Source organism: Pasteurella atlantica, from assembly GCF_963693435.1.
GTDB lineage: Bacteria > Pseudomonadota > Gammaproteobacteria > Enterobacterales > Pasteurellaceae > Phocoenobacter > Phocoenobacter atlanticus.
In genome coordinates this window covers 1,723,521-1,749,869 of sequence record NZ_OY856306.1, presented here as the reverse complement: position 1 = coordinate 1,749,869, position 26,349 = coordinate 1,723,521, and the positions used below count along the sequence as shown (strand labels likewise).

The following is a 26,349-nucleotide window of genomic DNA, read 5'->3' as shown; positions in this document are numbered from 1 at the left end:
ATATAGGGCAAATTATTGCCCTTTTTTAGTTAGTGGTAATGATGAAAAAAATATTATTGTTATGTGCTATTTTTTTATTAAATAGTTGTGGGGTTTCTCATTTTAACCCCGCTGAGAAATTGTCTTTTAATGAGAAAGTTACAAAAGGGACATTAGAAAATGGACTACGCTATTACGTGTTAAAAAATACGTTACCCAAAGATAAAGTTTACCTTCGGTTGGTGGTTAATGCAGGATCATTAAATGAAGATGATGATCAAAAAGGGGTTGCTCATTTAGTTGAGCATTTGGCATTTAATGGTTCGAAAAAATTCCCTAAAAATCAAATTATTGACATTTTAGAAAAACTGGGAATGAAATTTGCCAGAGATATCAATGCATTCACTGATTTTGAAAATACGGTTTATACGCTCAATTTAGCGAAAAATAATGAAAAAAATCTCGATCTTGCCTTAGATGTTGTGAATGAATGGATACATAATTTGACTATTTTGCCAGAAGATTTAGATGCAGAGCGTGGCGTTGTATTGGAAGAATGGCGAGCAAGATTAAGCCCGATGTTGCGTTTAGGGAATAAAAAAAGTTTAGTCGAAATGGCAAATTCTCGTTATGTTAAAAGAGATCCAATTGGAGATGTGAACATCATTAGACATATTTCTCAACAGCGAGTTTATGATTTTTATAAAAAATGGTATCGCCCTGATAATATGTCCTTAATCATTGTAGGCGATATTGATCCAGCCCAAGCGGTCAATTTAATTAAGCAAAAGCTAAAAGAAAAAACAACGGCTAAAACGTCGTTGCCAAAAATAGATTATCGAGTTCCCGTGATTGAAAAATGGCGTGTAGCGACAGTGTTTGAAAAACAAATGAACACACCAAGTATTGAATTTGGTCTTTTTAAAGAGTTAAGAAATCAAGATACTGTTGCGGAATATAAACAGGAATTATTGCAACAAATAGCGATACGTTTAACTAACCTTCGTTTACAACAATGGGAAAAAACCAATAAAAACCAAATTGAATCGGCAAATTTATATCAAAATTATTTAGGTCGAGAAACATTGGAATGGGTTTTTAACCTTCAATTAAAAAATAATAAAATTGCAAAAAATGATTATTTAACAACCGCTTCAATCTTATTTAATTTTATTGCGGAAATAAATCAAAATGGCTTTGAGCAAGCTGAATTTGATAGTGAAGTAAAACGTATTAAAAAGTTAAATGAAACGGAAAAAGGGATTGAAATTAATAGTTTAAATCTCGCTGATGATTTATTGATTTCAGCAGCAACTGATCAAGTGAATTTATCTCAGCAATATAAATACCAATTAAACAAAAAGTTATTAAATGAAATAACGTTGAATGAAGTCAATCAAGTTATTCAACAGTGGGTAAAATTAAAAGCTAAATTATTACTGGTTACACAACCCTTTAAAAAAATGTCGTTTAATTTTGATGTAAAAGAAGTTAAGGCTTTATGGGAAAAGGCGTTAGGACAATCTCAATCACACTGGAATAGTAACCCCCAAAAAGCGCATACTGTTTCATTTAAAGAGCAGAAATTGGCTTTAACACAAGGCAATATCAGTATGCTTAATCATTGGAATGATATGGATATAATCGAGTATCAGTTAGAAAATGGCAGCAAGCTGGTTTATTATTATAGTGATAAAAATCCACAAAAAGTTCATTTTAGTGCGATTACCACAGGAGGCTTACGTTCTGTGCCAGAAAAGGATTATCAGTTATTAAAAGCAGCTACGACAATGGTTGATGACACAGGCATTGGAAAATTTTCACAAGATTATTTAACTAAACAATTTGGTAATAATCCGATTGCATTTATGACGGTGCTTGATGAAGCAAAACAAGGTTTTACCAGCATTTCCAAAAGCGATAATTTAGAGAATATTTTAAAATTATTCCGATTTAGATTGCAGGCTAGCCCAATTTCTGAGGCGGTTTTAAAAAAATATCAATATGATATGCAAAGCTATTTTGCAGACCAAGATAAAGAAAGTGAATTTGCTTATCAAGTGTCAAAATTACGCTATCCAAACCGAGAAACGGTTTATACTAAAAAACCGTCTCATTTTAATAGCTTGAAATCAGATGTTTTATCAAAACTTTATCAAAAGTATATTTTGAATAAAACAGATTTTACCTATTTTATCGTAGGCGATATCGATCAAAAAACCGTTGAAAAATTAGCGAAAAAATATTTAGCCACTGTACCGATGGTTAAAATAAATCGTCCGCTTAAACCCTTACTTATCAATAGTCCAAGCAAGGATTTTATATTAAAAGGTTTAAATGAGCCGAGAGCAGAAGTGGATATTTATTTAACGGCGAACAACCGCTATAACCCTGAAAATGAGTATTTATTGGATATTTTGGGCGATATGTTGCAAGAAGAGTTGCGTTTAAATTTAAGGGAAAAAGCCTCTGGGGTTTATTCTGTCACAAGTTGGTTCTCGCAAGCCCCTTATTCATCGCAAATTGAAGGCAAAATCAGTTTTAGCTGTGCACCATCAAGAGTGAATGAATTAAAGAAAATGAGCTATAAAATATTAGATGATTTTCTTAACAATGGTATTGATCGAGAATTATTTTTAAAAAAACTTGCTGAAAAAAGAAACAGCTTAAAGAACGAATATAATTCATTGCTAATGGTACTAAATATGATTGAAGAAAGTTATTTAGTCACAAATAGTCCAAATTTATTGTATCGAGTAACAAGGCTTGAACACATTGTTACTCAACAAAAGTTAGAGCAATTAGCAACGAAAGTGCTTAAAAACTCAGTGCGGTTTAACACTATCTTAACCCATTAGTATTTTTATTTTTTATATGAGATTTTTATAATGTTTAAATCCTTTTTTCTAGACAAAAAATATTTACCTTGGTCTGTTCTAGGAAGTATTTTTTTATTGGCGGCAAGTTGGTATCAAGTTAGCGTTCAAGTATTGATAAATGAATGGTATGGAGAGTTTTTTGATACTATTCAAGATGTGCTAACTAAACCCAATTCAGTACCATTATCTGATGTAATGCTCGAAATATTTTCCTACATTAAAATTGCTGGTATTTATATTATTTTTTCTGTGGTAGTAGAATTTATTACCAGACATTACGTATTCCGTTGGCGTACTGCAATGAATGATTATTATATGTCTCATTGGGATAAATTACGCCATATTGAAGGGGCTTCACAGCGTATTCAAGAAGATACGATGCGTTTTGCTAAAATTGTTGAATCACTCGGCATTAGTTTTATCAACTCTTTAATGACACTGTTCGCTTTTCTTCCATTACTTTGGGAATTAAGCAAAAAAATCACAACTTACCCTCTAATTGGTGAAGTCAGTCACGGTTTGATTTATGTGGCGATTTTATTTTCTCTGGGCGGAACGCTATTGCTTGCGTTAGTCGGTATTAAATTACCGGGTTTAGAGTTTAATAATCAAAAAGTGGAAGCTGCTTATCGTAAAGAATTGGTTTATGGCGAAGACGATCCTAATCGAGCAGATCCTGTTACCGTTAAAAATTTATATAAAGATGTGCGTAAGAACTATTTTAAACTATATTGGAATTATTTTTATTTTGATATGGCGAAATGGTCGTATATTCAGTTTGATGTAATGGTACCTTACATCGTGCTTGCTCCAACTATTGTGGCGGGTGTGATTACATTAGGTGTATTTAAACAAATTACTCGTGCATTTAATCAAGTGGAAGGTTCATTCCAATTCTTTGTTTATTCGTGGGGATCGGTCGTTGAGTTAATGTCGATCAGAAAACGTTTAAAAGCCTTTGAAGAAAATATTCACTAAATGTATTAAGAAATAGGCAAATTTGAAATATAATGACGGAACTATTTTATAAAATCCCAAAGGAGCAAAACGATGCCACATTTAAAAATTCGTGGAATTGAGAAAAATTTAATTGTTGAAAACAGCAAAGAAATCATTGATGGTTTAACGGAAATCATTGGTTGCGATCGTGATTGGTTTACCTTAGAGCATTATCCAACCGAGTATATTTTTGATGGAAAAATCGTTGAAGGCTTTACTTTTATTGAGCTTTATTGGTTTGATCGAGGCGAAGAAGTGAAAAAGCAGACGGCTGATTTTCTGACTAAATTGATTAAACGTATTAACAATAACAAAGACTGCACTATAATTTTCTTCCCTCTAACAGGAGATAATTACTGTGAAAATGGTGAGTTTTTTGGGTAAATACTAAACTTGTAGGCGGTATGATCTTGTTAAGATTTTACTACTTTATTTGATAAAAAAATAATGTAATATTGTAATTGACTAAAAAGAAAAGCAACTATATAAAAATTTGCTTTTAAATTAATTTAATAAAAAATAAAGGAAAAATTATGGCACTTTGGGGTGGACGTTTTAGTGAATCAGCAGATCAACGGTTTAAACTTTTTAATGATTCTTTGTGTTTTGATTATCGTTTAGGGTTGCAAGATATTGAAGGCTCGATTGGTTGGGCAAAGGCGATTGCATCAGTGGGCATTATTACCAAAGAGGAAGAACAGAAATTAATTCAAGCACTACAAGAATTACACACTGAATTAGCACCAAATTTGAAGGTGATTTTACAAGATGATAATGAAGATATTCATAGTTGGGTAGAGTTAAAACTGATTGAAAAATTAGGTGATTTGGGTAAAAAATTGCATACAGGACGAAGCCGTAATGACCAAGTGGCGTTAGATATTAAATTATGGTGCAAAGCTCAAGTTAAATTATTGCAACATAGCATTCGTGGTTTACAACAAAAATTAGTCACAACTGCAAAAAATCATCAAAATGCAGTAATGCCGGGTTATACCCATTTACAACGTGCCCAGCCTGTGACTTTTGCTCATTGGTGTTTAGCCTATTATGAAATGTTGGCACGTGATTATTCTCGTTTAGAAGATGCTTATAATAGAATGAATACTTGCCCGTTAGGTTGTGGAGCATTGGCGGGGACTGCGTATCCGATTGATCGTGAAAAATTGGCACAGGATTTAGGCTTTGCAAGTGCAACAAATAATAGTTTAGACAGTGTATCGGATCGTGATCATATTTTAGAATTACTTGCTGTTGCCTCTATTAGTATGGTACACCTTTCACGTTTTTCAGAAGATTTAATTATTTTTAACAGCGGTGAAGCCAATTTTATTGAATTGGCGGATCGTGTCACTTCAGGCTCTTCACTTATGCCACAAAAGAAAAATCCTGATGCTTGCGAGCTTATTCGTGGTAAAACAGGGCGAGTTATTGGAGCATTAACAGGGTTGTTAACAACAATTAAAGGGTTGCCTCTTGCTTATAATAAAGATATGCAGGAAGATAAAGAGGGTATTTTTGATACTGTTGATACGTGGCTTGCTTGTTTAGATATGGCAACGTTAGTGTTGGATGATATTAAAATAAATACTGAACGAACATTAGAAGCAGCAAAACAAGGCTATGCCAATGCCACAGAATTAGCGGATTATTTAGTCGCCAAAGGTATTCCTTTCCGTGAGGCTCACCATATTGTTGGAGAAGCGGTGGTTTATGCTATAAAAAATGCAAAAGCATTAGAGGAATTAACCCTTGATGAATTTCAACAATTTCATACCGTGATTGCTGATGATGTCTATCCTATTCTTTCTATTGAGTCTTGTTTAGAAAAACGCTGTGCGAAAGGTGGTGTTAATTCTCAACGTATTGCAGAAGCTATTGAAAAAGCGATTTAAAAAAGTAAAAATTATTAACATTTTTAACCAAATTTTTACGCCAAATGGAGTAAAAAAAACGTGATTTGGTTTTCCAAAAGAGTATAATTCGTATTAGTAATTATTTTTAATATTAACTTTATAGGAGAACTAAAATGAAAGGTTTTGCAATGTTAAAAATTGGTGAAACTGGTTGGATTGAGAAAGAGGCACCAAAATGTGGTCCTATGGATGCAATCGTTCGCCCTTTGGCAGTGTCGCCTTGTAGCTCAGATATCCATACCGTATGGGAAGGTGCTATTGGTGAAAGAGAGAATATGATTCTTGGTCACGAAGCCTGTGGTGTGGTAGAAGAAGTCGGTGAATTAGTGAAAGACTTTAAAAAAGGTGATCGTGTAATGGTTGCTGCTATTACACCAGACTGGGGAACAGTGGAAGCACAAGGTGGTTTCCCTATGCACTCAGGTGGAATGCTTTCAGGTTGGAAATTCTCAAACTTTAAAGATGGCGTATTTGGTGAATTATTCCACGTAAACCACGCGGATGCTAACCTTGCTCACTTACCCGATTCAATTCCTCCAGAAGAAGCGTGTATGTTATCAGATATGGTGCCAACAGGTTTTCACGGTGTTGAACTTGCTGATGTTCAGTTTGGTGATGTAGTATTAGTTGTAGGTATTGGACCAGTTGGTTTAATGGCTGTAGCAGGAGCTGCATTAAGAGGTGCTTCACGTATTATTTGTGTAGGTACTCGTGAAAATTGTAGAAAAGCTGCAAAAGGTTATGGTGCAACTGATTTTATCGGTTATCACGAGCCAATTGATGAGCAAGTAATGAAAATGACGAATGGTAAAGGTGTCGATAAAGCTATTATTGCTGGTGGTACAGTTGATACTTTTGCACCCATTATCAATGTGTTAAAACCGGGTGGTAAAATCGGTAACGTAAACTACTTAGGTCGTGGTGCAAGCATTAATATTCCACGTGAAACTTGGGGTGTAGGTATGGGTCATAAACAAATCAATGGTGGTTTAATGCCAGGGGGACGTTTACGTCTTGAAAAATTAGCCAGCTTAATTGAATGTGGTAAATTAGATGTTAAACCATTATTAACCCATAAATTCAAAGGCTTTGAACACGTTGAAGAAGCATTGCTATTAATGAAAGATAAACCAGCTGATCTGATTAAACCAGTAGTTGTTTTATAATTTATTATTGAATGTTGATGATAAGGGGCGGATTGATATATCTGCCCTAATTATTTATGTTGAATGTAGAAGTGATTAAATGAAAATACTCGTTATTTCAGGATTTTTAGGTGCAGGTAAAACCTCTTTCATTAAAGATATGGTTAAACAGACTGGTCGTCAGTTCGTGATTTTAGAAAATGAATTTGGTGAATTAGGGTTAGATGGTGAACTGCTAAAACAAGAGCAAAGCCAAAATAAAGACGTAGATATGAAAGTTTGGGAATTAACCGAAGGCTGTATCTGTTGCTCGTTAAATTTAGATTTTAGTTATTCGGTTCTCACTATTGCAAACACCCTTAACCCAGATTATTTATTGATTGAGCCAAGTGGTGTGGCAATGCCAAGTAAAATTCTTGAACAGCTTAATCGTATTGTCTATGAGGATATTTCTCTTGTTGCCCCGATTACTATTGTCGATGGTCGTCACTATCAAGAGAGTAAACAACATTTTCCTGAGTATTTTCAAGATCAACTTAATACAGCAGGTACGGTCGTTGTCAGTAAATCAGAAACTTTTTCAAAAAGTGATTTTGAAGCGGTAAGATCTTCATTAAAATTTACAAATAATGTGGAATTTTTTGATTCACATTATAGCACTTGGCATAAAGAAAACTGGCATTCACTATTAGAAAAAGGTATTGAAATTCAACAAAAAGAGAATAAAGTAAAGTATCGTTTTTTTCGTCAAGAAGATGCAAAAGTCGATCCATTAGAAAATATCAGTTTCTCGTCTCATAATATTCAGAATATTGACCAACTTGCAGATAGATTATTTTGGCTTACCACAGGGCTATGTGGAAAAATTGCACGAGTAAAAGGCTATGCTGAAATTGCAGATGTTTGGATGAAATTTGATATAGTGGAAAGTCAATATACCATTACTGGTTGTGAATCAATGCCAGATGAACGTATTGTGGTAATAGGTCAGCAATTAAGTAGAGATGTTATTCAGCAGTTATTTATAAGTTAATTTTTTGCAAAAAATAGTTTACAATCACACTATTCCCCAAATTTATACTAAAGAAGGAGTAGATAATGCAGCAATTGAACCAATCTCTTTTAGATATTGTGTATCAAGCTGGTCGTCATTTAGCAGAGTTTTATACAAAATCTGTGGAAATAACGATAAAGCCAGATAGTAGCCCCGTGACTGAAGCCGATCTATTCCTTAGTAAATTTTTAATTGAAGAATTATCCAAACTTACCCCAAATATTCCCATCTTATCTGAAGAAAATTGTCAATATCCCCTTTCTGAACGTGAAAAATGGAATGAATATTGGATAGTCGATCCTCTCGATGGCACACAACAATTTATTGATAGAACAGACCATTTTTCGATAATGATAGCATTAGTGCGTCACAATAAACCTGTTTTAGGGATTATTCACGCCCCTATTTTGGATAAAACCTATTATGCAATGGAAAATCAAGGGGCTTTTTTAATTGAAAAAGGTGAAGCTCATCGTTTAGAAAAAAATTGCAAAAAGTTGGAAAGATCTGACCGCTTAATTATTGCTGTAGGAAGTGGAAAACACACCAAAATAAAAAATAGCATTCAACATCCTTTTGAATTTTTACGCTGTGGTTCTAGCAGTTTAAAAGCAGGATTGGTTGCAGAAGGAAAAGCAGATTGTTATATAAGTTTTGGTAAAACAGGAGAATGGGACACCGCAGCGGCAGAGGTTATCCTTTCTGAAGTTGGCGGTGAAATTTATAATCTTAATTTTGAACCTTTAACCTATAATCAACGGGAAACCCTTATTAATCCTCCCTTTTTAATGGTGGGAAATAAAAAAATAAATTGGCAAAAAATGTATCAGTTTAATAGTTAATATCAACTAATCATTTTTATAAAAGTATGTCATAGTAGCTGAAAATAAACATAGTCGAGGTAAATAATGAAAGCAGATAATAATTGTATTGTAATCTTTGGTGCATCAGGAGATTTAACCTACCGTAAATTGATACCAGCACTTTATGATTTATATAAAGTCGGGCAGTTAACAGAAAACTTTTCTGTTTTAGGGGTAGCACGTAGTGACTTTTGTGATGAAACATTTCGAGAAAAAATGTATGGTGCATTAATTGAGGCAGGGCATACAAGCGGTGAGATGTTAGATAATTTTTGCAAACATCTTTATTATCAATCGGTTAATACTTCTGATGTGATAGATTATGGTAAACTTATTCCTCGTTTGGATGATCTTCATCAGCGTTATCAAACGGAAGGAAATACCCTTTATTATCTTTCAACTCCGCCAAGTTTATATGGCATTATTCCCGAATGTCTCGCTGCTCACGGTTTAAATACCGAACAGAATGGTTGGAAACGTTTAATTGTTGAAAAGCCTTTTGGTTATGATATTCATACTGCAAAAGAATTAGATATTCAAATTCATCATTATTTTGAAGAACATCAAATTTATCGTATCGATCACTATTTAGGCAAAGAAACCGTCCAAAATTTATTAGTATTACGTTTCTCAAATGGCTTATTTGAACCGCTTTGGAACAGAAATTTTATTGATTATATTGAAATCACAGGGGCTGAAACTATTGGCGTGGGTGATCGTGGTGGCTATTATGATGGCTCAGGTGCAATGCGAGATATGTTCCAAAACCATTTATTACAAGTATTAGCAATGGTTGCAATGGAACCTCCAGCAATTATTAACGCAAACTCAATGCGTGATGAAGTCGCAAAAGTATTACATTGTTTACACCCATTAAGTGAAGAAGCCGTGAAGCATAATTTAGTTTTAGGGCAATATACTCGAGCAGAAATTAACGGCAAGCAAGTAAAAGGCTACTTGGAAGAAAAAGGTGTTCCTGCAGATTCAAATACAGAAACCTATATGGCATTACGCTGTGAAATTGATAACTGGCGTTGGGCAGGCGTCCCTTTCTATGTTCGTTCAGGAAAAATGTTACCAGCACGGGTAACAGAGGTCGTTATTCACTTTAAAACGACCCCTCACCCAGTGTTTAGTCAAAACGCACCCGATAATAAATTGATTATTCGCATTCAACCAGATGAAGGTGTTTCAATGCGTTTTGGTTTGAAAAAACCGGGTTCAGGGTTTGAGTCAAAAGAAGTTTCAATGGATTTCAGATATGCTGACTTAGCCTCGCCAAATCTTTTAACCGCTTATGAACGTTTACTATTAGATGCAATGAAAGGTGATGCAACCTTATTCGCACGTACCGATGCTGTTCACGCATGTTGGAAATTCGTTGAGCCAATCTTAGCTTATAAAAAAGCAGGAGGACGAGTTTACGATTACGAAGCAGGTACTTGGGGACCAAAAGAAGCGGATCGTTTAATTGCCAAAGAAGGCAAAGTATGGCGTCGTCCATCAGGTAAAATGAAGAAAAAGGTATAACAGTAATGAATAAAATTATTTTTGATTCAGCCCAGCAAGCGGTAGAAAAGATCGCACAAGAATTTAAAGCATACAGTGAACAAGGCGAGCCTGTTCATATCTCGCTTTCAGGTGGAAGTACGCCAAAATTATTGTTTAAAATACTCGCTCAACCGCCTTATAACACTGCAATAAATTGGAAAAATTTACATTTTTGGTGGGGTGATGAGCGAATGGTTGAACCAACTGATCCTGAAAGTAATTATGGCGAAGTACAGGCGTTATTATTTGATCATATTGATATTCCTACTGAAAATATTCATCGTATTCAGGGGGAACAAGAAGTTCAAGCTGAGTTAATCCGCTTTGAACAAGAGATCAAAGATTGCGTACCAAACCAAAAATTTGATTGGATTATTTTAGGAATGGGAACAGACGGACATACGGCTTCATTATTCCCAAATCAAACTGATTTTGATGATGAGCGTTTAGTAATAATTGCAGAACACCCTGAAACAAAACAATTACGCATTTCAAAAACAGCAAAATTGATTGAAAAAGCAAAACGAGTTACTTACCTTGTAACAGGACAAAGTAAAGCGGTTATAATCAAACAAATTTTTGCAAATGATCCAAAAGCACAAAGCTATCCAGCGGCTAGAATTAAAGCAAGTAATGGAAATACAGAGTGGTATTTGGATAAAGAGGCGGGGGAGTTGTTGTTATGAATGAATTAGTTAAAGTCATTTTATTAGGGTTAGGTCAAAATGCTTTTATTATAGCGGTTACCGTTGTTGCTTTATTAACAATATGCTATTTGAAAAAATATATTGATTTTCAAAAAAAAGAAAAATTACTTTTAGCTATTCAAGATTATGAACAGCTTATCAAATTGAATTGTGAGTTAGATGATTTGAAGCAGAAACCACAAATTATTAAAGACTTAGCTTGTGAAAGGGTTTCGTATTTTAAAGGTGTTGATTTTGATAGAATATGTAATTGTTTAGAAAATAAAAAAATTGGTTTGAATGATTTTAATAGACTGAATTTTTTATATAAATTTGGATTTTTAGATAAAAATTATAAAGATATAGAAAAGAAAAGGTATAGTATTTATGTTTATTCTGCAATTGGTTTTGTTTTTCTTTTAATTTACTACCTGATTTTTATAGGAATATGTGTATCTATTCTTTATTATTCTAAATTAACTTTTAACAGTACAGAATTTTTGATTCCATATATACTTTTTATTGCTATTCCTGAAATCTTTTTATTTTATAAAATTGATCAAAGAACTAAACTATTAAAATATGTTAATTGGTATCAAGAAAATAAAACTCAATTGATAGATAAGAAAATTATTTTTTAATAAAACTCAAATGGATGGTAATATTTTTCTTATAATTTACAAATTTTAATAAAATTGAATTACTAAAGTTAAAATAATTGTATTGCATTGAAATACTTTTTGATCTAATATTGATGTATTACATTGAAATACAAAAGGGAATAAAAAAATGGCAACAGTAAATAATTCAGCATTTAGTTTTAGAGTACCTGAAAGTATAAAAAACCAAGCGTTTGATGTGATTGCACAATATGGCTTAACACCTTCACAGGTAATGAATATGTTTTTAAATGAAATCGCTCATACTAAAACCATTCCTGTAAATTTGGATTATCATCAACCGAATGCGAGAACGTTAAGATCAATACAAGATATTGAAAATGGCGATTTCGAAATGGTTGATGTTAGAGATGATGAAACTTTGACAGACGCATTATTGAGACAATGTAAGGGCTAAATTTTGAAAAATAGAAAGCCGTTAAAAACAGTAATGACAAAAGATTTTCAACGTGATTTCAAAAAATTGGGTGCTAAAAAATGTTTAACACCTGAATTTATTGAGGTAATGTATCTATTACAACATTCTTATCCCTTACCAGTAGAATATAGAGATCACGCATTAAGTGGTAATATGGATGGTTTTAGAGATTGTCATATTTTTAACGATTTAGTATTGATTTACAAAATTGATGATGATTATTTGTATCTTTCTCGTATTGGTACACATTCACAGGTTTTTAAATAATTGTAGGGGAGGATTGAACTCGCAGAGCGAGTGAAATATCCTTCCGTTAATTAGTAAATTTACAAAAGTGGGAGGATATACGGCTATGCCTAATCCTCCCCTACAAAAGAATTAAACAAGCGGTCACATTATTACAAAAATTTGCAAATTTTGATAAGGATCATACTGCTTAAAGGGAAACAAATTTAAACTTCAAACAAAACGAGGAGCAAAAATGAAAGGTGATATTGGTGTTATTGGCTTAGCCGTAATGGGACAAAACCTAATTTTAAATATGAACGATCACGGTTTTAAAGTGGTAGCGTATAACCGTACCACTTCAAAAGTCGATGATTTCTTAAATAACGAAGCGAAAGGTACGAATATTATTGGTGCGTATTCTTTGCAAGATTTGGCGGATAAATTAGAAAAACCACGCCGTATTATGTTGATGGTGCGTGCAGGCGAAGTGGTTGATAAATTTATCAACAGCTTAGTACCATACTTAGACGAAGGCGATATCATCATTGATGGCGGTAACTCAAACTACCCAGATACAAACCGTCGAGTGGTAGAACTTCGTGAAAAAGGCATTCGCTTTATTGGAACAGGTGTTTCTGGTGGTGAAGAAGGAGCAAGATTTGGACCTTCAATTATGCCAGGTGGTCACGAAGAAGCGTGGCCTTTTGTTAAACCTGTGTTACAAGCTATTTCAGCAAAAACGCCAGCAGGCGAACCTTGTTGTGATTGGGTTGGTCAAGACGGTGCAGGTCATTTTGTAAAAATGGTTCACAACGGTATCGAATATGGCGATATGCAGTTAATTTGTGAAGCATACCAATTCTTAAAAGAAGGCGTAGGTTTATCTGATGATGAATTAGAAGCGACGTTCAATGAATGGCGTAAAACAGAATTAGACAGCTATTTAATTGATATTACAGCAGAGATCTTAGGCTATAAAGACGAAGACGGTAGCCGTTTAGTGGATAAAATCCTTGATACTGCTGGGCAAAAAGGGACAGGTAAATGGACAGGTATCAATGCATTAGACTTTGGTATTCCTTTAACTTTAATCACTGAATCTGTATTCGCTCGTTGTGTGTCTTCATTTAAAGAACAACGTGTTGAAGCGTCAAAATTATTCAACAAAACTGTGGGCAAAGTAGAAGGCGACAAAGCACAGTGGATTGAAGCCGTTCGTAAAGCATTATTAGCGTCAAAAATCATCTCTTATGCACAAGGCTTTATGTTGATTCGTCAAGCGTCAGAAGAGTTTGGTTGGAATATTAGCTATGGTAATACGGCATTATTATGGCGTGAAGGCTGTATTATTCGTAGTGCATTCTTAGGGAATATCCGTGATGCCTATGAAGCAAACCCTGATTTAATTTTCTTAGGCTCAGATAAATATTTCAAAGATATTTTAGAAAATAGCCAAGCAGATTGGCGTAAAGTGGTAGCGAAATCTATCGAAACAGGTATCCCAATGCCTTGTATGACATCTGCGATTACCTTCTTAGATGGTTACACTTCGGCACGTTTACCAGCAAACTTGTTACAAGCTCAACGTGACTACTTTGGGGCTCATACTTATGAGCGTATCGACAAAGCTCGTGGCGAATTCTTCCATACTAACTGGACAGGTCGTGGCGGAGATGTGGCTTCAACCACTTATGATGTGTAGTATTTCATTTTAATAAACTAAATATAGCGAGCAGAGAATAAATTTGCTCGCTTTTTTATAAATAATTAAAGTCGGTTTAAAGTAATACAAGCGGTATGATATTGAACATTTTTTACAAAACCTAGATTTAATTGGAAAATATAATGTAACAAAATTAGCCTTTTATTTGCCCTTTGACGGTGAAATTTCACCATTACCTTTGATGGATAAATTATTAGAGCAGGGTAAACAAATTTACTTACCCGTATTACACCCTTTTTCAAAAGGACATTTATTATTTCTTAAGTATGATAAAAATTACAAAAAATCATTAAGATCTAACCGCTTTGGTATTATTGAACCCCAATTAGGTGTGAGAAAAGTATTGCCATTAAGTGAATTAGACATCATTTTTTCCCCCTTAGTCGCTTGTGATAAAAAAGGCAATCGCTTAGGAATGGGAGGCGGATTTTATGACCGAACCTTTGCTCAAGCACCTCCCAATTTAATTAGTATAGGACTGGCTCATCAGTGCCAACAAGTAGAAAAACTACCTGTTGAAAGTTGGGATATGCCGCTGGATTATATTGTTTTGGGAAAGTAAAAAATAAATATTATTTTTATCTACCTTTTTGTTCATGATGCCGAAATTTCCCAAAGTAGGTCTTACCATATCGTTATATTTAAACAAGGCTTAAGGGATACTTTAAAAATAATTTTTAATGTAGCGATTAAGTCTTAAAATATATCACTAAAATTTTATTACTTATAATCCGGTATAAGGATTCTATTCATCTAACCAATCAGGTATTTTTATATTATAATCTAAATCATTACTATCAAGTTTTAAAAGTAAATCTAAATCTTCTATACCAACTTTACCTATATATAGCTTTTTCAATATTTCATTAGGTAAGAGTTTTAGCTGATTATATCCAGAAAAATAAACTTGATCTTTAGTATATCCTCCGAATAAAGCCGTATTTTCCAAGCCTCTTTTAATTCTTGCTACCATATCAAAAGCATCACTATCATTAGTAATATATTGCTTTACAAATATAAATAAATCCCAAAAATCGGTTGTTAAGCACTTATCGCATAGAATAAGTCTGAGAGCATATTTCATTTCATCATATTTACTTCTTAAGTGATTTCTCTCCTCAGCTAATGTTGCTAAACCTTCTTCTGTAGCAAGATAATTTGGAAAACCTATTGAAAAAATTTCATATTTTTGTTTTTTTCCATTCTCATTTCGTAATATATGAGTTTCTATTTCATGAACATATAAACGCTCAATTTCACTCAGAGTAAATGTAGCACTATCTTTTATGTTTAAGGTTTGTTCCAAGCTACTAACAGACATTTTTGCCGACATATTCTGAATTGTTACTTTCCAGTTATATCCACACATCTCTAATTTAGAAGTGATAAATCTTTGAGCCTCAACCGCAGATATCTGCTCTTCATTCTTATTAAGCGTACAATTATATGTTTTTAAAATATCTAATGCTTGTTGTATATCCTCATCTTTTGGCTTTCCATAAAGTGATGATAACCAATTATTGAATGTCACGCCTTTATTTTCAAAATGAGTCAACCATTCAATATCTTTATTGATACTTATTTTATACAGTTCTGATAAACAAAAGTTTATATCTGAAAATTGTTTATAAAAAATTTGTAGTTTTTCTATTACCTCTGAATTATCCCTGCTATTACAATACTTAAAAATAGGATTATATTTTTGGTTTTGTCTAAATTTAGCAATAAACTGCTCTTTTTCTTGATTGAGATTTAGTGGAGTAATATCTTTTATCAAATTTATTGTTCTTTTAAAATCCCAATACTCTCTTTCTAAAATAGCAAACTTTATTTTTTGCCATAATATAAACGCTTCTTGGTAATCAGCATTTTTAGTATTTTTTTGAATCTTTTTTTGGATTAGTAATGCCTTCACTACATATTCTAATGCCTTATCCAGTTCATTTTTACAAAAATATATTTTTGCTCTGATTGTTTTATTAATTGCTATACGAGGATGATGTTCATGTAATTTTCCTTCTATACATTGACTTGCTTGATCGCAATACTTCATAGCAATATCAAAATCCTTTTTTTGTAAATATATTCGACTCAAATTATTATATGCGAATGCTGTTGATGGATGATATTCTCCATAATTTTTAACTTTATTATCTAATGATTTTTTATGATATTTGGAGGCTTTATTAAGTTTATTTAATTGTAAATACATCTTCCCTATATTATTTAATGAACCGCCATAATATGGATGTTCTTCAGCTAAATACTTACGTCTAATTCTAAAACCTAATAACCGATAAAATAAAGCAAGCCGATATTTATTATTATCATTTAGCTTTAACCCCCATTTACTATAAGTAAAACCCAAAAGATCATAAGCTCGAGCTAACTCTAACTGAGATTCCATTTCTTTATCTTGTTTTAATATACTTATTGCTTTTCTAGCATACTTAACAGACATATCATACTCAGCTAGATCTCTATAATTTATCATCAACAATATATATAATCGTCCTAATTCTATATTAGGATGATTCTCTAATTTGTCTATTAAGTCCTTAGTTTTTAATTGTTTCTCTAATCCTTGATTAAAATATCCATTTCTAGAATAACAATTTCCAACCACCATATATGTTTTTGCAATTTCTAATTGATCACAACTTTTATCTACTTCCATTAATGCCAAAGAGTCTTCTGCACATTTTATAGCTTTTTCAAAAAGGCTAAACTTTTCAAGTAGTCGTGCATACTCTCTTAAAAGTTTTGCATAATTGAAATTATACTCCTTTATATTGATAATGATTTCATCAATATATGTCATATAAGGTTTACTTTCTATCCAGTTGGTATCTGGTCTTATTTCAATTTTATTTATAAAAAATTGAAGTAAATCATTTAAATTCTTAGCAGAAATATCCAATTTCTCTCTAACTACTTCCTGAATTAATGGATGGCATTTATATGCAATAACCATATCAATTTCATTTTCTAAATTATTTTGTGTCAACAATCCTTTAATAACTAAATCATTTAAAATATTTATAAAATCAACCAGATTCTCTTCTTTTATTTGAAAAATCTTGAGTAAATCATTAATAGATATATCGCTATAAGGTAAAACTGAAAAGTACACTAAATATTTTTGTTCATTTGGGCTTAAAGACTCAAGATCAAAAAGAGCCATAAGATGGCCTAGTAAGTTATTTTCTGCACTAATTAGACTGGGATTACTGATAGAAATTTTATTTTTGAGTAGCTGTTCGGTTAAAAAATATCTTGCATCTTGATTATTTTTAATTCCTTTCATATTTGAAAGAGGATGCTTGTTTAAAGCTTTAGCCAGTAATATTATAAATAGAGTATGATAATTAATTTCCTTAAAAATAAGTTTTAATACTTCATCACTACTGTCCTTTTTTTTGTAATATTCTAAAAATAGTTTTTTACAATCCTGAAAATTTAATGTATCAAGATGAATAATTTCACATTCATCAAATTCAGCTTTAGAAGTAATAAGGATGTTCCAACGTAAACTCTCCAACATACTTTTAATATTCATTAATTGTCGAGAATCATTAACATTATCTATTATTAGTAGATTCTTTCCTTCCAGCATTGATAAAGATGTCTTTAAATTATAAAAATTCTTTTCAAGGTCTAAATCTGCAGAATACTCAAACCCTGTTTTCTTATTGGATAATTGATGCATCAAATCACTTTGTAAATTATCGTTGACTGTGACCCATGCAATATGGTGATATTTCTCCATAAAGTTAGAAGTATTACAATATGCTAAACTTATAGTTGTCTTACCAATTCCTTCTATTCCTGATAATATCACTAATTTCTTTGATCCCATTAAAACTGTATCTATTTCATCTAGCTTTTCTTTTCTCCCAAGTAAAGAGTGACAATTATATTGTGGGACTAAATTTAAATATCTATTTTTTATTAATGAAGAAGTACTTTTGGCCGGACAAATAAGATGTGTAGTTATATACTTCTCTAGTTGATTACTAAATTGATTAAGTAAATAATCAGTATTAGTATACAACGTATAAAAATGCCCTAATGATGCAAGTTTTTCCTGAAAATCCCAAAGACTATTCATATCTTCTCTATTTAATGAATTCAAATTAACTGCTTCAGTTTTAAAATAAGTGTAGATAGCAGGCTTTCCCTTTCTCTTAAATTCAGAAAATGCTTCATCAAATTCTTCTTCCGTAAATCTTCCAACTTTTGTATGAAATAAACACAGTAAAATATCACTATCTTTAATTGCTTCATTATAGTCATTTTGTTTTCTAGTTGACGATATCGAGTCATTAAAATCCTCCCAAATTCTTAATTCTAGGAAAATACCTTGATTGTTATAAATCTTATTTTTGCGACCGATAAATATCTCAAAATTTTCACGATCTTTTTTTAATTCATTTGAAGATGCTAGAAAAATTTTTATAGTTTTCACCCCTTCCATAATACCCCCCCATTTACTTTTAGATATAAAATTCTTTGCTATGTGATTAAACTTGGCAAGTCTGTGTTTTTAAAAGACTTCGATTCCATTACTATTATTATACTGTTATTGAGAATAATGAATTATTGCGGCGGTTAACCCTAAAATAGTCTACATAAATTAGACCATTATAGTCACACTAATCGTGACTGTAAATCACACTATTTGATTACCTAGAAAATTTTTCTTACAGTCTGAAGAACGTTTTGCCATTGCGTTCGAAACACCAGAGTGGATTGTTTCAAAGTTTTTCTATTCTAATGGTTAATTGTATTGGGATGAAGATCTGATGAAAGTGTGTTTTTGAGATTAGTATATGTCAACACAAAACGGTGAATTATTTTATTAATATGTATGTTTTTTAAATATGATTTCGCCCAGATATCTGAATGTTCATATTTAGATCCAATAGTTTTTTGGATAATTTTCATTTTTTCGATTTAAAAATCAATTTAAGATGGTACTTATGGAAATTCTAATAATTATAGGTGTTATAGCTCTTGTCTCTGGCATGCTTGATGCGAAGAGTCTAGGAAAAATAAGAATGGAGCAGTGTGATGGATCAGGGCAAGAGCATTTTAATTTATATTTAGAAGTAATTGAGCTCTAAAATTATCATCCAATGCAGCCATTTTTAGCTTACGTTTCATACTTGCTTTACGAGTTGTATCAGTTTTAACAATATTTAATGCTAGTTTTCTAAAAGCATTCATTACCTCAGCTGCATTCCCTCGCCTAATCCTTGAATTATCTTCATGGGAAGTCATATCTAAAGTCCAGTGTAAGCTATTTTCTATCGCCCAATGATTACGAATAATACTATTTAATCTTTCTGCATTAAGGCTAAGAGAACTTATATAATAACGGTTTTCTATTGTCACTTTTTCACCAATATGGCATTTAGCTTCTATACAAATTACGGTTTGGATATTCGCCCATTTTTTATGTTCTGTAAGCCAATTTTTATCAATTTCTAATTGAATACATCTTCGCTCTTCTATTCGTCCATGACCACTAGTAATATGCTCATAAATAGAATGACCAACATTTGCAAACTGTTCTCTATGACATTTGTGAAACCAAGCCTTAACTTCTTTATTTAACTGTCCTTGATTACCTTTTAATGACACCACATAATCCGCACCTTTAGAATGAATCTTATTGATAATAGCATGCTGACATCCCATTGCATCAAGTGTAATAGTGGCTCCTTTTACATCAAGTAAATCTAATAGTTTAGGGATTGCTGTAATTTCATTTGATTTACCCTCTACTTTTTGTTGTCCTAACACTAAGCCATTTTCACAACTCCAAGCACTAACCATATGTAGACTATCTTTTCTATTTTTTGTAGAAAAACTGCCTCTTGCACTTTTTCCATCAATGGCAATAATTTCTCCATCTACTTCTGTTATGAGTTCTTTAACCCAATTGATAAAACAAGTTTGAATAGCTTCAGGTTCTAAGCGACTCATTACCCTTGCTATAGTATCATGTTTAGGAATTCCATTATGAAAAGGTAAATAACGTCTCAACCAGTCTAGTTTTACGTGACCGAAGTCTTCTATATCTTCCCAACCTTCTGCACCAGATAGGACTGCACAGATAGATAGAAATAAAATATCTATAAGTGCATGCTTTTTACATCGTTCAATTCTAGGATCTTTGATAATTGAAAAGTGAGTAATAAAATTATTTGTCATATCAGTAAACCTTTTTTACATTTGTTACTGATCTGATCGTAAAAATAGTATTTAGTTCAATTTAAAATGATCTTGCCCTGTGTGATGGATGTTTAGGCACAGGAAAAATTTAAAGTAAGAGTTGTTAAAAAATTTCTAGGTTATAGCAAGATTGATTGGGAGACAGGGGAGTTGAAAGTAGAATTCCCTGAAATTGATATAGGAGAAAAGTGTGCCAAATGTGGTGGTAAAAAGTTATAGAATACTTTTGTAGTTTTGAGAATAACTTTCATTGTAAACCGAGTGATACGGATATAGAATATTTTTACAATTTTTACTTCCAGTCTTTTTCTTCTAAAAAACTAGGCATACTTTGGGTTTTTATACTTCTGAATTTGAGGTGAATGAAGTTATAAATAGTTATTTTTACAAAAAAAGCAAGAAAAGAAATATTGTAAACATGAAAAAACAGGAATCCGTAAAAGAGCAGATCAAAATGGAAAAATTGAGTTCTTGGGTTGGAGATGTGGAGGATATGGTAAAAATCTAAATTATTAGCTGAGTTATTTGTGCTTTATATCTGATCTTAAATATTTGGAAAATTAAAGATTAAGCAACGGGCGGATATACGTAAACTATGTTTACTAATCCGCACCCTACAGCCCGATATTATAATTTGTTGATTTTCAATAAAATTTGCAAATTTTGATCAATATCTTACCGCTTAATTGTGGTTGAATAACTAGTTTTGAATCGGATTTACCTTTGCTTTTTGTACTTTTGCATACGCTTCAAGTAATTTTTGATGAGAGGTTAAACCTGTTAAATTTTCATCAGAGGCTGTCCATTGGTAGAATGGATTTCCCCCAGCAACAGCATTCCAAACAAATTCCACCGTCTCTTTTCCATACATTTTTTCAAAGACAGTTTGATATTGTTTAGGATCTCGCTCTTCATCTAAGAAGAGTTCAATAGATTGAATTAAACAACGATAGTAATTGTTTCTTTCTGGAGTGAATACTGTTGCGTTCATATCTATTGTCCAGTTTGCCCAGTCTAAGGCTTCTTCTAAGTTGCCAATGGCGAGGTTGAGCATTGATTTTAGTTCACCAATACGTAGGGTTTGTAGTGCTGAACCTTTATTTGCGGCTATGCCTAAAAACTCTCTTACACGGGTGAAATCATCAATACCTTGTTCGTCAAGTTGCTCTAGTAATTCTTGATAAGTGGCTTTGTTATGATGGAAATTGGGTAAATCCAATAAAATTTCACGCCACTGCATTCCCATATTATTATTGGCATAAATTAAATCATCAGCAGGGTAAATATTAGACATACTCGGGGCTAAAATTCGGCACGCATAAACTCCTAAATGCTCATAGTCCATAATATAAACAGGTTGTTCAAGGTGGTTGAATATTGCCATTAGGTTATCAAACTCTTGTTGGGTTGAGCCTGAAAAATCCCAATGATGGAAATCAAGATCAGGATCTTTTTTGAATAAATCCCACGAAATCAGACCGCTTGAATCGATAAAATGCGTTTCAATATTGCTATGTTCTGCCACATCATCATTATCAAAAGAGGGCGGAGTGAAAACATCTAAATCTTTTAAACTTCTGCCTTGCAATAATTCGGTTACCGTACGTTCAAAAGCGACTTCAAAATTAGGATGTCCACCAAACGAGGCGAAGCAAGTACCATTGTGTGGATTTAATAAAATCACACAAATGACAGGGAATTGCCCACCTAATGAAGCATCAAAACAAAGGATTGGAAATCCCTCGTCTTCCAATTTTGAGATTGATGCCTTGATATTAGGATAGCTATCTATAATAGTTTGAGGAATTTCTGGCAAGCTGATGGCTTCGGTAATAATTTTATGTTTAACATAGCGTTCAAAAACTTCTGAAAGCCCTTGTACACGAGCCTCAAATTTCGTATTACCTGCAGACATTCCATTAGATACAAATAAGTTGCCAACAATACTTTGTGGAATATAAATGGTTTTATTATCACTAAGACGAATATAAGGCAGTGCGACAATACCACGCTTTTCATTACCAGATTGTAGATCAATTAATAGATCGGGTGTGAGTTCATTATCAGGATCAAAATAATTGCATAAATAAGGATCTAACAGACCGCTTGGTAGTTGCTGTTCATTTTCAATTGCAAACCATTTTTCATTGGGATAATGCACAAAATCGCTGTTTGCAAGTTGCTGACCTAAATAAAAATCCGCCCAAAAATAGTTAGTTGAAAGACGTTCAAAAAATTCCCCTAGTGCAGAGGCTAATGCCGCTTTTTTAGTTGCCCCTTTGCCATTGGTAAAACATTGTGGGCAATGTTTATCACGAATATGCACCGACCACACATTAGGTACGGGATTGAGCCAAGAGACTTCTTCGATATCAAAGCCAAGTTGAGTTAATTTATGTTGAAAAGTATTAATACTGTCTTCTAACGCTTTGTCTTTACCTAAAATAAAGGTTTGAATTGTCATTGATTGTTGTCCTATTAGTAGAAGTTGGGTATTACATCTACAATATATTAAAATTATGTGAAACGGATCGCAGATTAGCAAATTTATTGTGAGATACAAAGTAAATTTTACTCTCTATAATGATATTTAGTGTTAAAATTAGAAGATTAGTTTTTTAAATAAGAATAGAACAATGAATGGTGCAGAATTATTAGTCAATGTAACACCAAGTGAAACTCGTGTAACATTAGTTGAAAATGGTGTTTTAAAAGAAGTTCATATTGAACGAGAGTCAAAGCGGGGAATTGTTGGGAATATTTATAAGGGTAAAATTACCCGAGTATTACCTGGTATGCAGTCTGCTTTTGTGGATATTGGATTAGAAAAAGCCGCCTTTTTACACGCTTCTGATATTGTTTCTCACACTGAATGTATTGATGAAAGTGAAAAGAAACAATTTATTGTTAAAGATATCAGTGAATTAGTACGAGAAGGGCAGAGTATTATCGTACAAGTGGTTAAAGATCCTATTGGTACAAAAGGAGCGAGATTAACTACTGATATTACCTTACCCTCTCGTTATTTGGTTTTTATGCCAGAAAATAGCCACGTGGGTGTTTCACAACGTATTGAAAGTGAATCAGAAAAAGAGCGTTTGAAAGCACTGGTTGAGCCTTACTGTGATGAACTGGGTGGCTTTATTGTTCGTACGGCAGCCGAAGATGTGTCAGAAGAGAGTTTGCAACAAGATGCCATTTTTTTAAAACGTCTGTGGCGTAAAGTAATGGAACGCAAATTAAAATATAAAGTAAAATCAATGATTTATGGTGAAGTTGCATTAGCTCAACGGGTACTAAGAGATTTTGTAGGAACAGAAATTAGTGCGGTGATTATTGATTCTAAAACGACTTATGAACAAGTAAAAGAATTTTTAAATGAATTTATGCCTGAGTTGGCTCAGAATGTACAACTTTATAGTGGTACTCAAACATTGTTTGATGCTTATGGTGTTGAAGAAGCTATTCAAAAAGGATTAGAAAAACGTGTTGATTTAAAATCAGGTGGTTATTTAATTATTGATCAAACAGAAGCAATGACGACTATTGATATTAATACAGGGGCTTTTGTTGGACATAGAAATCTCGAACAAACCGTATTTAATACCAATATTGAAGCAACTAAAGCGATCGCTCGTCAGTTACAGTTGCGTAATCTTGGTGGAATTATTATTATTGATTTTATTGATATGCAAGATGAAGATCATAGAGAACGAGTTTTACAATCTTTGGAAGATGCGTTGAGTAAAGATAGAGTAAAAACAAATGTGAATGGTTTTACTCAGCTTGGTTTAGTTGAAATGACCCGCAAACGCACCCGAGAAAGTTTAGAGCATATTTTGTGTGAAGATTGCCCTTCTTGTAAAGGAAAAGGAGTACAGAAAACGGTTGAAACGGTATGTTATGAAATTCAGCGAGAAATTGTACGAGTGCATCATCTTTTCTCAGCTGAGCGTTTTGTGGTTTATGCTTCAAAAAATGTGGTGGATTATTTAATTAATGAAGAAAGCCACGCATTATTGGCAGAATTAGAAGTTTTTATTGATAAAAAAGTAGATATTAGAATTGAACCATTTTATAGCCAAGAACAATTTGATGTGGTTGTGATGTAAAGCATATAAGTACTAGCGTAATTTTATACTACAGTGGGATTATTAGTATGATCCCACGATTTATTTTTATTAAAGGATCAAATTTTGAGTATTGTGGAAAAATTTTATTGGTTATACGGAAGTTTGGCGGTTGTTATTTTGATTGCAATATGGCTTTTTTTCAGTCGTCATCATATACAACAGCAATTAACAACATTATCACAGAAATATGAAGAGAGTATTGAAGATAAAACACAGGTTGAACAATGGGCAATTCAGCAAAATGCAAAATTAGAATCGGCGATAGAACGCTTGAAAGAGCGAGATGCTATGATTAAAGAGTTACAGCAAGATAACCAATCCTTGTCTGCTCAGTTTCATCAAAAGCAGTTAGAATTTACTCAACTACGAACTACGTTATATGAAAAACAGGCAAATTTTGAAGAGCAGCAACGTAATTTTGTGGAAGTAAAACAGCAGTTAAATACGGAGTTTCAACATCTTGCTCAAAAGATTTTAGATGAAAAAACAAAATCCTTTAGTGAAAATAATCAATCTTCAATGAATTTGTTGTTAAAACCGTTTAAAGAGCAGATCGACCAGTTTCAGAAACGTGTTAATGAAGTGCATAGTGAGTCTGTAAAAGGGAATGCGAATTTAGAATCTGAAATTAAACGAATATTGGATATTGGTCTTTCAATGTCACAAGAAGCACAGAATTTAACAACTGCATTAAAAGGTAATAATAAAGTAGTGGGAAATTGGGGTGAAATTCAGCTTGAAAGTGCATTACAGTCTGCGGGATTATTAAAAGATCATCATTATCTTGAACAAGAGAGTTATCGTAATGATGAAGGAAAACGTTTTGCACCAGATTTTGTGGTTAAATTACCAGACAATAAACACCTTGTTTTAGATAGCAAAGTATCCTTGGTGGCTTATGATCAAGCGGTACGATCAGATGAACATTTTGCAATTACTCAAGCCTTAAATGAACATTGTAAGTCGTTACGTTCTCATATTGATGGACTTTCTAAGAAAAATTACAGTCAGTTATTGGGTATCACCAGCCCTGATTTTGTGTTGATGTTTGTTCCCATTGAACCTGCTTATATTGAAGCAATGAAGCACGATCCTCAATTGTTTAATTATGGTTATGAACGCAATGTTATTTTAGTTTCTCATACGACATTAATGCCCATTTTGCGTACTGTGGCAAATTTATGGCGAATTGAACGAGGCAATACAGAAGCTCGTGAAATCAGTGAAAAAGCAGGGGATATTTATAATCAAGTCTGTGTAATTGCGGAACGTTTAAACAGCTTAGGAAAAACATTAACCACAGTGAATAAACACTATAATGATACAGTGACATCTGTTGTTGGACAGCGTGGATTAGTGGGGAAAGTTGAACGTTTTCAAAGTCTCTCTGCAAAAGCAATTCAAAATAAACCACCACAAATAGAGCCATTGACCAATGATTTTGATACTACTCGTTTAGAATTATTGGTTGAGGAGAAAGAAAAAAATTCGATTTAGTTGATTGTCAGGGTTAAATTATACTTAAATTAGAGAAAGGTAATGCTTAAAATATAATAAAATAAATGAGTTATGTTGTTGTCTTTGTGTATATCCGCCCGTTGCTCGATATAAAAGTTCTCATAAAATATTGTTAGGTATAGCGGGTAGATCAAATCTAAAATTTACAAATTTAATATTTTAGATTTGTAGACGAAAGGATATTTGTATGTTACAATACTAATCAATACTAATCAATACTAATCAATACTAATCAATACTAATCAATACTAATCAATACTAATCAATACTAATCAATACTAATCAATACTAATCAATACTAATCAATACTAATCAACTTTTCACATAGGATAAATTA

18 protein-coding genes and 1 pseudogene are annotated in these 26,349 nt (G+C 32.7%); 16 read left to right on the top strand and 3 right to left on the bottom strand.

The window, feature by feature from the left end; genetic code table 11:
* The first annotated feature begins 38 nt into the window (after window positions 1–38).
* The 14 genes and pseudogenes from U9966_RS08185 to U9966_RS08120 all read left to right on the top strand — a co-directional run.
* The gene (locus tag U9966_RS08185) at window positions 39–2,837 is read left to right on the top strand and encodes a M16 family metallopeptidase (RefSeq protein WP_306347947.1); all 2,799 of its coding nucleotides are present in this window, start codon (window positions 39–41) and stop codon (window positions 2,835–2,837) included.
* Window positions 2,838–2,867: 30 nt separating this feature from the next.
* Window positions 2,868–3,836, top strand: coding sequence for a putative transporter (locus tag U9966_RS08180; RefSeq protein ID WP_211598474.1), 969 nt, complete (start codon window positions 2,868–2,870; stop codon window positions 3,834–3,836).
* A 72-nt stretch (window positions 3,837–3,908) separates the two neighbouring features.
* Window positions 3,909–4,241 (top strand): DUF1904 domain-containing protein, encoded by a 333-nt coding sequence (locus U9966_RS08175; protein WP_211598472.1) that lies wholly within the window; start codon window positions 3,909–3,911, stop codon window positions 4,239–4,241.
* Window positions 4,242–4,390: 149 nt separating this feature from the next.
* The gene (gene argH / locus U9966_RS08170) at window positions 4,391–5,752 is read left to right on the top strand and encodes an argininosuccinate lyase (protein WP_306347346.1); all 1,362 of its coding nucleotides are present in this window, start codon (window positions 4,391–4,393) and stop codon (window positions 5,750–5,752) included.
* 134 nt (window positions 5,753–5,886) lie between these two features.
* Complete coding sequence (locus U9966_RS08165) at window positions 5,887–6,939, top strand: NAD(P)-dependent alcohol dehydrogenase (protein WP_090922525.1); 1,053 nt, start codon at window positions 5,887–5,889, stop codon at window positions 6,937–6,939.
* A gap of 79 nt (window positions 6,940–7,018) precedes the next feature.
* Window positions 7,019–7,951, top strand: a complete 933-nt coding sequence (locus U9966_RS08160) for a CobW family GTP-binding protein (RefSeq protein WP_306347345.1) — start codon at window positions 7,019–7,021, stop codon at window positions 7,949–7,951.
* A gap of 65 nt (window positions 7,952–8,016) precedes the next feature.
* A complete protein-coding gene (gene cysQ / locus U9966_RS08155) occupies window positions 8,017–8,814 on the top strand; it encodes a 3'(2'),5'-bisphosphate nucleotidase CysQ (protein ID WP_306347344.1) in 798 nt (265 codons plus the stop codon).
* Window positions 8,815–8,880: 66 nt separating this feature from the next.
* Window positions 8,881–10,365, top strand: coding sequence for a glucose-6-phosphate dehydrogenase (zwf, locus tag U9966_RS08150; RefSeq protein ID WP_306347343.1), 1,485 nt, complete (start codon window positions 8,881–8,883; stop codon window positions 10,363–10,365).
* 5 nt (window positions 10,366–10,370) lie between these two features.
* Window positions 10,371–11,072 carry a 6-phosphogluconolactonase gene (gene pgl / locus U9966_RS08145; RefSeq protein WP_306347342.1) on the top strand — a complete coding sequence of 234 codons (702 nt, stop codon included), beginning with the start codon at window positions 10,371–10,373 and terminating at the stop codon, window positions 11,070–11,072.
* A complete protein-coding gene (locus tag U9966_RS08140) occupies window positions 11,069–11,713 on the top strand; it encodes a hypothetical protein (protein ID WP_306347341.1) in 645 nt (214 codons plus the stop codon). Before pgl ends, U9966_RS08140 begins: the two co-directional genes overlap by 4 nt.
* A 148-nt stretch (window positions 11,714–11,861) precedes the next feature.
* Window positions 11,862–12,149: a type II toxin-antitoxin system RelB/DinJ family antitoxin gene (locus U9966_RS08135; RefSeq protein ID WP_306347340.1), complete on the top strand. Its 288-nt coding sequence runs from the start codon at window positions 11,862–11,864 to the stop codon at window positions 12,147–12,149.
* 33 nt (window positions 12,150–12,182) lie between these two features.
* A complete protein-coding gene (locus U9966_RS08130) occupies window positions 12,183–12,437 on the top strand; it encodes a type II toxin-antitoxin system RelE/ParE family toxin (RefSeq protein WP_306347397.1) in 255 nt (84 codons plus the stop codon).
* Window positions 12,438–12,651: 214 nt separating this feature from the next.
* Entirely contained in the window at window positions 12,652–14,100 is a 1,449-nt protein-coding gene (gene gnd, locus U9966_RS08125; protein ID WP_306347339.1) for a decarboxylating NADP(+)-dependent phosphogluconate dehydrogenase, read from the top strand.
* A 115-nt stretch (window positions 14,101–14,215) separates the two neighbouring features.
* A pseudogene (locus tag U9966_RS08120) lies at window positions 14,216–14,683 on the top strand (5-formyltetrahydrofolate cyclo-ligase); the annotation flags it as partial.
* Window positions 14,684–14,866: 183 nt separating this feature from the next.
* Here U9966_RS08120 and U9966_RS08115 read toward each other — a convergent pair.
* From U9966_RS08115 to ycaO, 3 genes are all read right to left on the bottom strand, one after another.
* On the bottom strand, window positions 14,867–18,598 hold the full coding sequence (locus U9966_RS08115; protein ID WP_306347338.1) for a tyrosine/phenylalanine carboxypeptidase domain-containing protein: 3,732 nt from the start codon (window positions 18,596–18,598) through the stop codon (window positions 14,867–14,869).
* Between the two features lie 617 nt (window positions 18,599–19,215).
* Entirely contained in the window at window positions 19,216–20,340 is a 1,125-nt protein-coding gene (locus U9966_RS08110) for an ISAs1 family transposase (protein WP_322631695.1), read from the bottom strand.
* Between the two features lie 721 nt (window positions 20,341–21,061).
* A complete protein-coding gene (ycaO, locus tag U9966_RS08105; protein WP_306347781.1) occupies window positions 21,062–22,825 on the bottom strand; it encodes a 30S ribosomal protein S12 methylthiotransferase accessory factor YcaO in 1,764 nt (587 codons plus the stop codon).
* Window positions 22,826–22,997: 172 nt separating this feature from the next.
* Here ycaO and rng point away from each other — a divergent pair, with 172 nt between their 5' ends.
* Window positions 22,998–24,473: a ribonuclease G gene (gene rng, locus U9966_RS08100; protein WP_306347782.1), complete on the top strand. Its 1,476-nt coding sequence runs from the start codon at window positions 22,998–23,000 to the stop codon at window positions 24,471–24,473.
* Window positions 24,474–24,563: 90 nt separating this feature from the next.
* The gene (locus U9966_RS08095; RefSeq protein ID WP_306347793.1) at window positions 24,564–25,991 is read left to right on the top strand and encodes a DNA recombination protein RmuC; all 1,428 of its coding nucleotides are present in this window, start codon (window positions 24,564–24,566) and stop codon (window positions 25,989–25,991) included.
* Window positions 25,992–26,349 lie beyond the last annotated feature (358 nt).